11 protein-coding genes are annotated in these 13,738 nt (G+C 42.6%); 7 read left to right on the top strand and 4 right to left on the bottom strand.

What is annotated here, in order from left to right:
* Window positions 1-63 precede the first annotated feature (63 nt).
* The 4 genes from ACP8HI_RS17720 to ACP8HI_RS17705 form a co-directional block, all read right to left on the bottom strand.
* Window positions 64-1,563: a cellulase family glycosylhydrolase gene (locus tag ACP8HI_RS17720; RefSeq protein WP_438347506.1), complete on the bottom strand. Its 1,500-nt coding sequence runs from the start codon at window positions 1,561-1,563 to the stop codon at window positions 64-66.
* The gene (locus ACP8HI_RS17715) at window positions 1,544-2,392 is read right to left on the bottom strand and encodes a MerR family transcriptional regulator (protein WP_438347505.1); all 849 of its coding nucleotides are present in this window, start codon (window positions 2,390-2,392) and stop codon (window positions 1,544-1,546) included. Before ACP8HI_RS17715 ends, ACP8HI_RS17720 begins: the two co-directional genes overlap by 20 nt.
* Before the next feature lie 215 nt (window positions 2,393-2,607).
* Window positions 2,608-3,465, bottom strand: a complete 858-nt coding sequence (locus ACP8HI_RS17710) for a DMT family transporter (protein WP_438347504.1) — start codon at window positions 3,463-3,465, stop codon at window positions 2,608-2,610.
* Window positions 3,465-4,442 carry a metallophosphoesterase family protein gene (locus ACP8HI_RS17705; protein WP_438347503.1) on the bottom strand — a complete coding sequence of 326 codons (978 nt, stop codon included), beginning with the start codon at window positions 4,440-4,442 and terminating at the stop codon, window positions 3,465-3,467. Before ACP8HI_RS17705 ends, ACP8HI_RS17710 begins: the two co-directional genes overlap by 1 nt.
* Before the next feature lie 236 nt (window positions 4,443-4,678).
* On the opposite strand from ACP8HI_RS17705, the gene ACP8HI_RS17700 reads away from it, so the two are divergent.
* The 7 genes from ACP8HI_RS17700 to ACP8HI_RS17670 all read left to right on the top strand — a co-directional run bounded on the left by ACP8HI_RS17700 (window position 4,679) and on the right by ACP8HI_RS17670 (window position 13,737).
* A complete protein-coding gene (locus ACP8HI_RS17700) occupies window positions 4,679-5,464 on the top strand; it encodes a DeoR/GlpR family DNA-binding transcription regulator (protein ID WP_438347502.1) in 786 nt (261 codons plus the stop codon).
* A 130-nt stretch (window positions 5,465-5,594) separates the two neighbouring features.
* The gene (locus ACP8HI_RS17695) at window positions 5,595-7,334 is read left to right on the top strand and encodes a sensor histidine kinase (RefSeq protein ID WP_438347501.1); all 1,740 of its coding nucleotides are present in this window, start codon (window positions 5,595-5,597) and stop codon (window positions 7,332-7,334) included.
* Window positions 7,335-7,336: 2 nt separating this feature from the next.
* Window positions 7,337-8,677, top strand: coding sequence for a response regulator transcription factor (locus ACP8HI_RS17690; RefSeq protein WP_438347500.1), 1,341 nt, complete (start codon window positions 7,337-7,339; stop codon window positions 8,675-8,677).
* 122 nt (window positions 8,678-8,799) lie between these two features.
* The gene (locus ACP8HI_RS17685; protein ID WP_438347499.1) at window positions 8,800-10,533 is read left to right on the top strand and encodes an extracellular solute-binding protein; all 1,734 of its coding nucleotides are present in this window, start codon (window positions 8,800-8,802) and stop codon (window positions 10,531-10,533) included.
* A gap of 88 nt (window positions 10,534-10,621) precedes the next feature.
* Complete coding sequence (locus tag ACP8HI_RS17680) at window positions 10,622-11,512, top strand: ABC transporter permease (protein ID WP_438347498.1); 891 nt, start codon at window positions 10,622-10,624, stop codon at window positions 11,510-11,512.
* A gap of 20 nt (window positions 11,513-11,532) precedes the next feature.
* Window positions 11,533-12,420, top strand: a complete 888-nt coding sequence (locus ACP8HI_RS17675) for a carbohydrate ABC transporter permease (RefSeq protein WP_438351887.1) — start codon at window positions 11,533-11,535, stop codon at window positions 12,418-12,420.
* Window positions 12,421-12,459: 39 nt separating this feature from the next.
* Window positions 12,460-13,737, top strand: a complete 1,278-nt coding sequence (locus tag ACP8HI_RS17670) for a Gfo/Idh/MocA family protein (protein ID WP_438347497.1) — start codon at window positions 12,460-12,462, stop codon at window positions 13,735-13,737.
* The last annotated feature ends 1 nt before the right edge of the window (window position 13,738 follow it).

Below are 13,738 nucleotides of genomic sequence, written 5' to 3'. Positions count from 1 at the left end.
TATCTCATCTAAAAAGGTCAATTGCAAGTGCAATCGACCCGTATCAGATACTTGTATACTTATCTACTTTTGCTCTAATGGAGGTTTCCCTACTGTAATCGTTATTGTTGTCTCGCCTTGCGGGGCGATAATCGATACGATCCCCCCCTCTGAATCAGGGAAAGGACGAAGCTCAATCAAGCTTGAGTCCGCTCCGGCAACTACTACGTTTTCCTTGGAGAGTAATGCAACGCGGGGATGGTAGATCAAGGTTTCACCACCGGATGGAACGTAGTCCACTTTTATGATGTCCGCATCGTAGTCATAGTGGTACTCGACAAGCACTCCCCCTGTCGCTTGTGGATAAGCGCGGTTTAACGCCTTGGAGTAAGGAGATTCCCGGAATCCATCACACCAGCACCAATAAGTATTACTCCAAAGATACTGTTCAAAGATAGAAATCAGTGCTTTCGATAGTCCGAGGGTCGCAGGATGATCGGTAAAAGCTCCCCACTCCCCGATCAGGGCAGGGATGTTCAAACGCTCTTGTACCTTGCGATGGGTAGCAAATATCAAATCGACACGATCCTGATTATATATCTCGTAATGCTCCGTATCGACTACCAAATCATAACCGTGGGGGGCATAGACCTGATGATGAACGATTATACCTTCATCGTTCTGTACAAGCTCCAAACCAGACTCCACTGCCATATTAGAAAAATAGCTTGTTTCTAACATTAAAAAACCGTCCGGGACAACCGAGCGGATCGCTGCCGCCGTTTTGTTGAAAAAGGGAGCGAGAATTTCACGCTCAAATACTTGTGAAGCCTCTTTCGCACTTTCGACCAGCACTCGATAAATATCCATATCCGCCATACCGACGAGAATCTCTTGTTTTTGCTCCTCATCAAACCAGAGCGCGGAGAGTTGTTCCATGTTGACCTCAGTCATTCCCATGACCGATTGAGCGTAAGCAGCGATGATTGTGCCAAAAACCTCCTGACCTCTTGACCCAGGGTAGGGTTCGTTCATCATGTCGTAACCGATAATATTGGTACAGTCAGCAAAAAATGCAGCTACATGTTTCCACATCGCCGCATAATGATCCTGCAAACCTATACCATCATTAGCTGGTGTGTTGTCCCAGAAATGATCCAAGGCACGGTTCAGTGCCGGACTTTCCAAATAAGCGTCGCTCCAAATTTGGCCGACTACATGAGGAAGACCATCTGAGAAGGTAGCCCACTCAGGAGCTCCATCGCCATAAAGTGAACTATACAAATCCTGATGCATATCAAGAAAAACGTAGATATCATTATTCTCCGCCCAAAGGATTTGCTGTTTAATTTTGTTCAAATATTCGTTATCATAGACACCTGGCTTCGGTTCCACACCATCCCAAATCAATCCCAAGCGGATGACATTGAAGCCTTGTTCATGAAACCATGTAAATAGACTCTCATTGCAAGGGTCCACATATCCTTTCTCCTTTTCTTTGCAGACCAAGTTTACGCCACTCAAAATAACCTGTGCCCCGTCTTCATTTACAATACGCTGCCCATCAATTGTTAGTTTTTTCATCTTTGTTCCACCCTTCCTCATTGTCCGTTACAGGAATATAGATTTCAATGTAGTGATTGTTGTACTGATTATATAGATTGATTTCAAGAGAATTTCCAGCGATCTTTAAGCCGCGCTTATGGATGAATCCTTTCATCTGCTCGTAATGATCATCTAAATCGGTATAACCATCCTTGCCAATGACGACGCATTTTCTTGCACAAAGACATGGCTCTAATTTCTGGAATACACCAGCATCTTCCTCCATCGGGAAGGTGGACAAAATACCATTATTCAGATAACTGTGGTAATTTCCCGCGATAAGGTTATCCATCGACACGATGGATATGATGTGGCAGAAAGCAAGCCATTCCTGATGGGCACTGATTTTACGTACCTGTTGCTGCACTTTATTACCGAGTTTCTTATCGATGCTCTCCATAATAGAATCGGTAAGAAACACCCAGCTTTGATTACTTTGCACAAGCTCAATAACATCCGTTTCCTCGAAGCGCTGAAACTGAACTTTCATAAAGTCTAGCTTCTGAGATAGATGGTTCAAATAGGTTAACTGCCGGTCGATATCTTTCTGTTTGCTAGAGAGTAACTCGCGCATATCGTTTAGACTGTCATCAGTGAGAAGTGTTTGAATACGCTCAATAGGGACATCCATTGCTCTAAGCATTCTGATCGTTATTAGGGAATCGAACTGTTCAAGGTAATAATAGCGGTACTTGTTCACGTCCCGATGTGAAGGGAGTAGTCCGATCCTGTCATAATAACGAAGAGTGTCAATTGGGATACTGAGAATATTAGATACCTCACCAATTGCAAATTTTAGTTTTACCATAGTTCATTCACCTATTTCGGACCTCCCCTTCTGGCATAGTTACTGAACGCGGAGATTTCTTCTTCTTTCTTTTTGTTCATTATTATAAACTATGGAGTAACTCCAGGCTCAATAGGTAATAAAAATAATATATCGTATCCTTAGGTCATGCTCATTTAATGCAAAAAATGAGGTTAACCAGATTTAACTGATTAACCTCATCATGCGCGATATATCTACCCCCACACCCCAATGAGCAAGATACCACAGAATATGACTACGGAACAGGAGAGTCGTTTCAATCCTTGCTGCTCTTTCAGGAGCAGAACGCCAAGGAATGTGGCGAATACGGTACCTATTTCTCGTAGAGGGCTAATATGAGCCATTGGTGCCTGTTGCATCGCGAAGAGGAACAGCAGATAGGAACCGGGGTTCAAGATGGCTCCCAGCATCATGGTAGATTTATTGAGTCGCCATTCCTCCCGGATCTGCCGTGAAGCCAGGACAGCTGGAGTCAACCCAATCACGAAACCGATATTAGTTACTTCCAGTAATGCGAGTGGTGAAATATGCTGCAGGTTGAGCTTGTCGACGAACACATAAAAAGTTGTGCATAACCCAACACATAATGCCATCAAAATAGGTTTCATACCTTGCATCTTTGAGTTGGATGGTTTGCTGCGCGAGCCTACCCCACTAAGGACGGTGAACCCTCCAAGCATACAGAGAATCCCAATCCATCCGAGAACGGATAGTGATTCGCTAAGGAAGAGAACTCCGATGATCGGTACGAGTAGCGTGCTCGTTCCCCGCATGATCGGATAAATTTGCGATAAATCGCCAAGTTCATAGGTTTGTGACAAAAGCCATGAGTATATGGCCTGTAGGGCGACAGACAGCAACAGTAGACCATAGGAGCCCGCAGTAAGTGGATTCCGCCACAACTCTGTGATCAATACCGGTAGAAGCAGGATCGTCGCGACCATCATAATCGACCACAGGAAGGCACTCTTATTGCGGCTCTTCTTGGTGAACATACTCCAGACAGCATGAGCCATAGCGGAAGCAATAACTAGGATGATTGGTATAAGCATTACATGTCAGCCCCATTAGAAGCTTTAACTGTATTTGGTTCATGTGTGGGCTGTTTATGTACAACGGATCCATCCTCCAGACGAAGCCAGGTGTTGAAATCATGGTGTCCTACGGTCAGTTGAATGACCCGAGCTCCCCGCATAAAACCTTGTTTACCATAAGTGTTATAGCCGCTTGCTCGCCCGTAGCAGAGTCGGATGCCATGCAAGGTGCCGTAATAATCGTTCGTATGATCATGTCCACAAAAGGTACCCATCACATCGCCCATTTCAAGTAGTGCCGTGAACAGTCCTGAATTGACAGGAGGACAGCATACTGGCTCAAATTTATGCCCATAGCAAACTTGTGTGTCCCACACTTCCTGATATTCAGGAATCGGGATATGAAAGAAGGCGAGAGCGGGAAGCTTACTCTCAGTCCCCTGCGGATTCAGTCGTGTGGATTCACCTGTCAGCCAGCTAATTTGATCCCGCTGAATCCAGTTATAGCCTGGCACTTGCTGAAGAGAAGAATAACTGCCCGAGTCAAGAAAATAAAGATTAGCCGCGGGCTTTCCATCCGAATCTACAAGCTCAACTGTATAATTGCCTGAGCCCGAAAGATTCCTAGGTCCGGATTCCGCTACGATATGCTGATGTGTCAATGCGACTTGCATCAACTCTTCACGAGTAATTCTGAGTTCTGTATCGTGATTTCCAAACACAACAGCCCACGGAAATCCACGTTCTTCAACCACAGCAACGGCATCGCGGAAAGCTTGCTGCGGGTTCTGGCATTCGACATCCTCTGGCGAGACAGCGCCAGTGTATAGGATATCTCCCGTGAATACAACAAGATCCGGTTGTTCTGCATCCAGTATCATTTCCATCAATTCACGGGAACGCAGATCTTCGGCTCTTCCATCCATCCAATGAATATCCGTAAATTGCACCATTTTAAAAGTTCCATCTTTCTGAAAAAATAAGCGGCGGTTCATCAATAGTTTCCCCCTCAGTCATACAACTTATTGTAAGTTGTGTTGAATTGTGTGTTTTGATGTGACTTTGAGTTGATTCTATCGCCAGTTTTACAATCTGTCAATTCATTTTTTACGTTGTGATGCGACGAAAAGATTTTGGCTTGACAAGCTAAATGAAATCGTAATAAGCTTAGTGAAAACAACAACAAAACACATAAATCATCAGAAATTGGCTATAAGAGGAGGAATCATTCATGTCCTTAACCTATGAAGAACGACGGCAGACGATCCTCGCTCAGTTGGATATCGACGGGAAAGTGCAGGTGCATGCTCTGGCCAAGTTATTTAATGTATCCACAGAGACCATACGGCGTGATCTGGACCGGTTGGAGAAAGAAGAAAGGCTGCGAAAAGTGTACGGAGGAGCAGTGCGGATGCGTTCGGAGATCACGGAGCCGGAATTTCTGAAGCGGTCCCAGATGCATCAGAACGAAAAGCAGAACATCGGAAAGCTTGCGGCTTCACTTATCGAGGATGGGGAAACGGTGATGCTGGATAACGGTACAACGACGCTGGAAATTATGCGGCATCTTAAAGACCGGGCCGATGTGACAGTGATTACAAATTTCGTACCTATCTTGACCTGTGCTTTGGAGGAATTCAAGGGAACGGTTATTTTTGCTGGGGGCGAGGTGAATGCGAGTAATCAAGCTGCAACGGGAGCCATTGCTCATCATCTGCTAGATCAGTTTAAGGTTAACAAAGCTTTTATTTCCGCGGGGGGTGTCTCGCTCTCTGATGGTATTACCGAATACAATCTGGATGAGGCCTTACTGTCACGTAAAATGATGCAGCGAGCGGAAGAGTCCATTCTTGTGGTGGATCATTCCAAGTTCGGAGTCACCACCTTTGCCCAGATTTCTCCTATTGAGCACATATCTATGATCGTAACCGACTCAGGCTGTTCCAAGGAATGGATTGATGCGATTCGCGAGCTTGATGTTGAGATACTTGTTGGCGGGAAGGTGCACATAGAGTAGAGGTATTTAAAATACTTACTGATAAATAAAAGGTTTCTCGTAAGTTCATATTGAACTTTGTGAGAAGCCTTTTCTAATATCTATAAATGAGCAAGGTAGTCTGAATTTGAAAAACAAATGGAGGTCTAGTATGAAGCTACGGGCTACGGGGAAAGTAAAATGGTTCGTCTATCAGAAAATTGTCATCTTATTTATCGTCTTTCTGATTCCTCTCATTGCGATGAATATTTGGGTGAATTACAAAGGGATGTCTTTTACAAAGAATGCAATCTTGGAATCCTCTTTAGCGGGGGCGTCATTCTATTCGAAGCAACTGGATAAAGAGTTGTATTTTATTCGCAATCTACAATTACAATTTATAGAAGATAGCAACATACAGAAACTTAGTTTCCGGGGTGGCAGTCTAGAGAAGTATGAAGAGGTAGAACTAATCGATACAGCTAGAGAAATGTTGAATAGAATGATCGTCTCAAGCGATTATGTGGTCAACGCTGGGGTATACATCAAATCATTAGGTAAAACAATCTCAAGTAAGACGGGTGTCACAGATACGCCTAATGCGGAATACGAGAATATCTCCTCGTTACTTAACGTTACGGAGAAACCTTCATTCTATAGGGATGGTGATCGGATGTTCCTTATTGAGAAGGAGAAAGACACTAGCATGTGGTCCTATATTGAAATTTCCAAACCGAAGTTATTAGAGGCACTTAATCAAATAGCAACCTTATATCAAGAATCGGAAGTATTTCTCGGGAATAGCGATATAGGTAATGTACTATCTACAACAAAGGATAATGCCGTATCAACAGTAGTCCTTGATCTAATCGCTGCAGAAGGTGATAGCGAAACGAACATACCGGAAATTAACAAGGTGAACGGCATAAGTTATTTTACTGCCCATAACTATATTAGTTCCTTGAATCTATCATTGATCATGTATGTGAACCAGAATGAAATGATACGTCCATTAAGTCAGTTTAACACGTTGCTCTACACCTCGTTCGTCATTGCTATCGTGGTGATGATACTTTATTCTTATTCGGTGAATTTAATGATTCATAGGCCGCTTTCCAAGCTAGTTAAGACATTTCGTATGGTAGAAACGGATAATCTTGATTTGGTTATTGAGTCTAAGACAAGGGATGAATTTCACTATATATTTCATAGCTTTAATCGAATGGCTTCCAGACTGAAGCATTCTATAGAGGAGAATTATGAACAGAAAATTGCACTTCAACATTCAGAGTTGAAGCAATTACAGTCGCAAATAAATCCACATTTTCTCTATAATAGCTTTTTTAATATTTACATGATGTGCAAAGTGGGAGACTCCGACAGTGCGGCAGAGCTTTCTCAGAAGCTGGGGAGCTACTACCAGTACATTACGAGAAGTGGGTCGGATCAAGTGCCTTTCTTTAAAGAGTATCAGCATGCACTTGATTATTGTGAGATTCAGTGTATTCGCTTCTCGAACCGTATCCGTTATGAATACGAAGAAATGTCTGCTTTATCGAATACTATTTTGGTGCCAAGACTTATCATCCAGCCAATCGTTGAGAATGTGTTTGAGCACGCATTCGAAGACGATACCATGCAGGGAGTGGTCTACATCGGAGTCGATTGCCAAGTTGGAATGGTACGCATTACGATAGAAGATAACGGCAATCTTGTAACGGATGAGGAAATAGAGCAATTACAACAAAAACTTGGGATGGGTTTAAAACAAATGGAGAAGACGGGATTAATAAATGTTAACAATAGACTCCAATTGAAATATGGGATGGACAGTGGATTGTTCCTTTCCCGCAGCATATACGGAGGATTGAGAGCGGAACTTATTATTAAATACGAGAGCGAGGGAGAATAACGATGTACAGATTACTGATCGTAGACGATGAGCCTGTTATTGCGAATGGATTAGTTCAGCTTTTCAAGGAGAATTCAGAATTTGAGTTAGATATATGTAAAGCGTATTCTTCAAGCGAAGCACTTGAAATTGCTAAGAAAACTAAACTGGATATTATGATTAGTGATATTCGTATGCCACAGAAGAACGGACTTCAGCTTATGGACGAAATTGTGTATTATTGGCCTTTATGTCGAGTCATTTTCCTTACGGGGTATAGTGAATTTGATTATGTATACGAAGCGATTCGTAAGAATGTGGATAATTATATTCTGAAAACGGAAGGAATGGAGCCTATCTTCGAAGCTGTGAAGAAGGCAATCGATAAGTTAGAAGAAGAGAACCGTCGTAGACTCCAGCAGGAAAGGGCACAAATACACTTTCAAATCGCCAATTCTTTTCTGAAGAGGGAACTGATGGGTTCATTATTGGGTGGAGAGTCGATCGCTACTCTATTATCGGATACACGTTATGCAGAGGTGAATTTCGACATTGCACTTGATCGTCCTGCGTTCTTTCTTGTCGGAGTAGTCGATCGGACGGAGGCTTATAAATCCAACATACCCTCATCCGTTCAACGAATCTTTGCCGATCACTTACCTGCGTCCATTGTAAGTGAAGAAGTGATTTATGATGATTGCGTGCTAGTATGGTTGCTTCAACCGGATGAGGGATTGTTGAATCGGCTACGGGGGGATCATCCAGATACGGAATTGAATTGGCGTGGGATTGTTGTTTATATGAAAGGGATCTTGGAGCTGGTACAGAACGAATGTGAAGAGATGGTGGATGCTTGCGTTTCATTTGGGATTTCTGGGAATTTACTTGACGATTGGGACTCGATGCAGACTCAAGTCGAAGCTGGGCGTGTAAGGATTCAAAAGATAGCATCACTAGGACAGAACATGGTTATTGTGGACCTTGATAGATTAAGCAAACATGAAGAAACAATGAATACAGTCGGAGGGATGGAACAAGATGAATTCAAGACATTAGTCATTGAACAAATTCACCGATTTGTGTATGAGAATCTATCCGGTGATATATCCCTTACTGCGATTGCTGAAGAGGTACATTTCAACCCTTCTTATTTGTCTCGGTATTATAAACAGATGGCAGGTCAAAATTTACTGGAGTATATCCAAACAACGAAGCTTCATGTTGCAATTGAACTGATGGAGACTACAACTTTAAAGTTGAATGAGATTGCAATTCGGGTAGGGTTCGACTCGCCATCCTATTTCACAACATTTTTCAAAAGAAATATGGGTCTTTCCCCGCAGGAATATCGAAACTCAAGATAGGTAAATAAAGTGATAGTGATGTAAAGAAAACGAAATTGAAAGCGCATTCTTATGAGCCTAGAATAATAACTAGGAACACAGATGATTGATGTGGTTGCACATAAAAGGGGGAAAGCGTTCAAATGGGAAAAATCAGAACATGGAAAATGATTGTGGTAGCAACGATGATACTCTCGGTATTTACAGCATGTTCAAGTCAAGGAAATGAGGCCACTAATACACCATCCTCGCCAAAAGAGGAACCGACGAATAAAGTCGCAGACAGTACTACAGCACCAGATCCACTCGGGAAATATCCTGAAACGGTCACTGTCACTCAAGTACTCGCGTTTAATCCACCAGAAGATCCAAGAACTCCAAGTGGAATTACACCAGAACAGAATGCCTATCTGAAAGATCTCAAAGAGATGATGAATATTGAAGTGAAATACAAATGGACGGTGCCCTCCGGCCAGTTCGAGCAAAAGTTCTCACTTGCCATGGCATCGGGGGATCTACCTGACATTATAGAAGTTGATCAAAAGAACTACGAGAAACTCAAAAAACAAGATATGCTCGCTGATCTGACGGAAGCTTACGCACAATATGCGTCACCAGCTCTCAAGGGGTATATGGAATCTGACGGTGGATTTGCGATGAAAACCTTCAGTGCGGACGGGAAGCAATTAGGTATTCCTGCATTTGAAGATCCTTTCCTATCCACGCAGTTGCTATGGATTCGTCAAGATTGGCTTAATAATCTAGGTTTACAGGCACCGAAGACGATCGATGAGCTTGAGAAAGTTGCACAAGCATTTACGCATAATGACCCAGATCAGAATGGTAAAAATGACACCTACGGTATCGCATTGCAAAAGAGTTTATTCTTCTGGGGATTTGATGTTAGAGGGTTCTTTAATGGGTTCGGTGCATACCCTTCCGTTGGTGATAGTCAATCCGCTTGGATTAAAGGTAGTGATAACCAATTAATTCCAGGTATGATCCAACCTGAAGTGAAGACTGCGCTTGGAAAGCTACAACAATGGTATACAGATGGAATTATAGATAAAGAGTTCGCACTGAAAGATGAGAATAAAGCGGTAGAAGATCTGATTGCAGGTAAAGTGGGTATTTCCTACGGAGAGTGGTGGTATCCGAACTGGCCGCTCAACTCAAGCGTAGACAAAGATCCGAAGGCGGATTGGATTGCGATTCAACTTCCAGGGATTGATGGTCCAGCTAAATCGCTCGTTCCAAAAATCCGCAGTAATAAGATCTTCGTCGTGAACAAAAAGGCGAAGAATCCGGAAGCAGCCATTAAGATGCTCAATTTCTATATTGAAGTCGGCAATAAGAAATACATGGATAAGAATAAAGCGGCAGATGGCTATGTATATAACTGGTTCAACCCACGGATTGCCAATCCTGCGGATATTGAAACGATTTACACTGAAGTGAACAAAGCACTCGATGCCAATCAGACTGAAATTACAATAGACGATGCAAATTATAAGACCGTTGCGGATACCTTTAAAGCGACAATAGACTTCCTAGCAGGCGACACAACCAATGCTACCAAAGGCATAAACTGGGGTTCATATTTTAGCCGGGCTGCGAAAGACGGTGGCTGGGGATTAACACGACAAATTAAAGAAAATCAACAATTTGTGTACAACGAATTCTATGGTCTTCCTACACCAACAGTAGTGGAGAAGGGTGGTCAGCTAGATAAGTTGATGCAAGAGTCCTTTACCAAGATCATTATGGGCGGTTCTCTTGATAATTTCGATAAATTCGTTGAAAGCTGGAAGACGCTTGGCGGGAATCAAATTATTCAAGAGGTCAATGATTGGTATAGCACAGAAGCTGCGAAATAAATCATAGGAACATAAAGCGGGTGAGGTGAGTCGATGAGTCGGCACACCTCCCGTTTTTAAAATGAGTAGTTGGTTAGGAGGATCATCTATGAGAACGCTGAAGAAGGAATTTCCGCTTCATCTCATGTTAATACCAGGAGTTATTTTTACATTGATTTATTCATACGGTCCAATGGCTGGTCTTATTATGGCGTTTCAACAATTCGAGCCGTTATCCGGATTTTTTAAATCGGATTTTGTTGGTCTAGATAACTTTCGTTATGTGTTCGCTTTACCTGATTTCAATCAAGTACTTTGGAATACGATTATTATTGCAATCTTAAAAATGGTATTATCCTTGGTTGTCCCTCTCATTCTTGCTTTATTACTGAATGAGGTTACAAAGAGATGGTTCGCAGGCTTCATTCAATCAGCCATTTTCTTACCCTTCTTTCTATCATGGACCATCCTTGGGGGCGTCATTATTGAATTATTCTCTTTGAATGGGCCTGTTAACGGCTTAATCTCCTTCATGGGATTGAAACCTATTATGTTCATGCTTGATAATGGTTGGTTCAGAGGAATTATTATTGGGTCCGATGTCTGGAAAGGAATGGGCTACAATATGATCATTATGCTTGCCTCCATTACAGGAATTAATGCGACGCTTTATGAAGCGGCAGAGATAGATGGTGCAGGAAGATGGAAGCAAATGCTTAACATTACGCTTCCAAGTATAACACCTATCATTATTCTACTTAGTGTATTAGGTCTGGGTGGTATTCTTAATGCAGGTTTTGAGCAGATCCTGATTATGTATAATCCGACGGTGTATGAAGGGGCAGATATTATTGATACCTTTGTCTATCGATTGGGGATGTTTAGCCAACAATTTGGACCAGCAGCAGCGGTTGGATTCTTTAAATCGGTCATTTCTTTAGGTATGGTATCGGTGACCTACTACGCAGCTTACAAATTTAATAATTACCGCATATTCTAGGGGATGGAGGTAGTAGTGTGATACACAAACAATCAATCAGCAGAAAGTTATTTATCGTGTTCAATACGTTGTTGTTAACTCTTATCACAATAATTGGCATAATCCCATTCGTTCACTTACTCTCCATCTCACTTAGCTCGAATACAGCCGCGATGGCCGGAGAAGTCAGCCTTTGGCCCGTAGGATTTTCCTGGGATGCGTATATATATTTAGGAGAGAAGGTAGAGTTCTTCCGTTCCTTATGGGTCTCGGTAAAGCGAGTGGTGCTCGGTTCAGCAGTTAATTTACTCCTTGTGTTTATTACTGCTTTTCCGCTTTCCAAATCGAATGATCAGTTTAAATTTAGAACCTTGTATGTATGGATATTTGCGATTACGTTATTTTTCGGAGGCGGGTTAATACCTACCTATATCATTGTGAAAAATACAGGCTTAATAGATTCAATCTGGGCGCTTATCTTGCCTGGTGCATTGAATGTATGGAATATGGTTCTAATGCTTAACTTTTTTAGAGCCATTCCTAAGGAATTGGATGAGGCAGCTAGGATTGATGGTGCGGGACACTGGAGAGTACTTTGGCAAATTTATTTACCAGTATCCCTTCCCTCGATCGCAACCATTGGATTGTTCACCATTGTCGGGCATTGGAACTCTTGGTTTGATGGTATTCTTTATATGAATTCACCTGACAAGTATCCATTGCAGACCTATCTTTCTACATTAATCATGTCAATAAATGCTCAGATGTCGTCTATGTCTATTGAGCAGCTCAAGGTGATGGAGAACCTAAGTGAGAAGACCATCCGAACTGCGCAAATTTTCATGGGGGCATTGCCAATTATGATGGTGTATCCTTTCTTACAGAAGTATTTTGTGAAAGGTATGACAGTTGGAAGCGTCAAAGAATAGAGAGAATAACATTGTAAATAAAGATGGGAGAAGAGAGCGATGAAGAAGGTTACTGTTGCGTTAATTGGAGCGGGATTGCGAGGAGTTAATTATTCGGAATACGCTATTCAGCATCCTGATGTGCTTCAAGTTGTAGCTGTTGCAGAGCCGAATGCTGAACGAAGGGAAAAATTCAAGACTAGACATGGGTTGGCAGATAATATGTGCTTTACGAACTGGGACGAATTCTTCGCATCTCCGAAAGTAGCGGATGCCGTATTTATTTGCACACAGGACATCGAGCATTATGTGCCGACAATGAAAGCACTGGAAGCAGGTTATCATGTTCTTCTAGAGAAGCCGATGTCTCCTGATGCCAAGGAATGTGTGCTTATGGAGGAAAAAGCCTCGGCAGTTCAGCGCGTCTTTTCTATTTGTCACGTATTGAGATATACAAATTTCTTCTCTACGCTCAAGGAGCTGCTAGAGCGTGGTGCGATTGGTCAATTGATGTCCATTCAACATAATGAGAATGTAGGTTACTGGCATCAAGCTCATAGCTTCGTAAGAGGCAATTGGCGGAGAAAGGACGAGTCCAGTCCGATGATTCTTGCCAAGTCTTGTCATGACCTGGATATCCTCTCCTGGTTAACAGATTCAGAGTGTGTTCGCGTATCTTCCTTCGGCTCACTATCCCATTTCAAGTCTAGTGAGGCACCGGAAGGGGCGCCACTACGATGCACGGATGGTTGCCCAGTAGCAGATAAATGTCTCTATTATGCTCCTGATCTATATTTAACGGATAATACGGATTGGCCTACTTCGGCAATTAACGATGATTTGAGTTACGATGCCCGCTTGAGGGCACTTCAGGAAGGACCTTACGGTAAATGTGTCTATCATTGTGATAATGATGTCGTTGACCATCAAGTTGTAAATCTAGAATTCGCTAATTCCGTAACTATAGCATTCACGATGAGCGCGTTTACCAAAGATGTAAGTCGTACTATTAAACTTATGGGCACTAAGGGAGAGATTCGTGGTGCCATGGAGAAGAATGAAATTGAAGTGATCCATTTTGGCAGCGGTAAGGTTGAGCGAATTTCGTTCGAGAATGCGGGTGGGCATGTCGGTCATGGCGGTGGTGATATGGGTTTAATCAAGGATTTCGTCAAATTAGTTCGTGAGGATGGCAAGGCTCAAGGTCTTACATCGGCGAATCAATCCGTTCAAAGTCACTTAATGGCTTTTGCCGCAGAGCAGTCCAGAATAGAGGGTAACAGTATTGTTCTGAAAGACTTTGCACAAAGTGTTCGTGCTCAAGAAGAGGTGAAATAAG

The organism is Paenibacillus sp. FA6 (assembly GCF_051550225.1).
In the GTDB taxonomy this organism is placed as follows: Bacteria; Bacillota; Bacilli; order Paenibacillales; family Paenibacillaceae; genus Paenibacillus_AQ.
The sequence above is the reverse complement of the archived record's forward strand: the minus strand, read 5'-3'. Positions and strand labels throughout refer to the sequence as shown.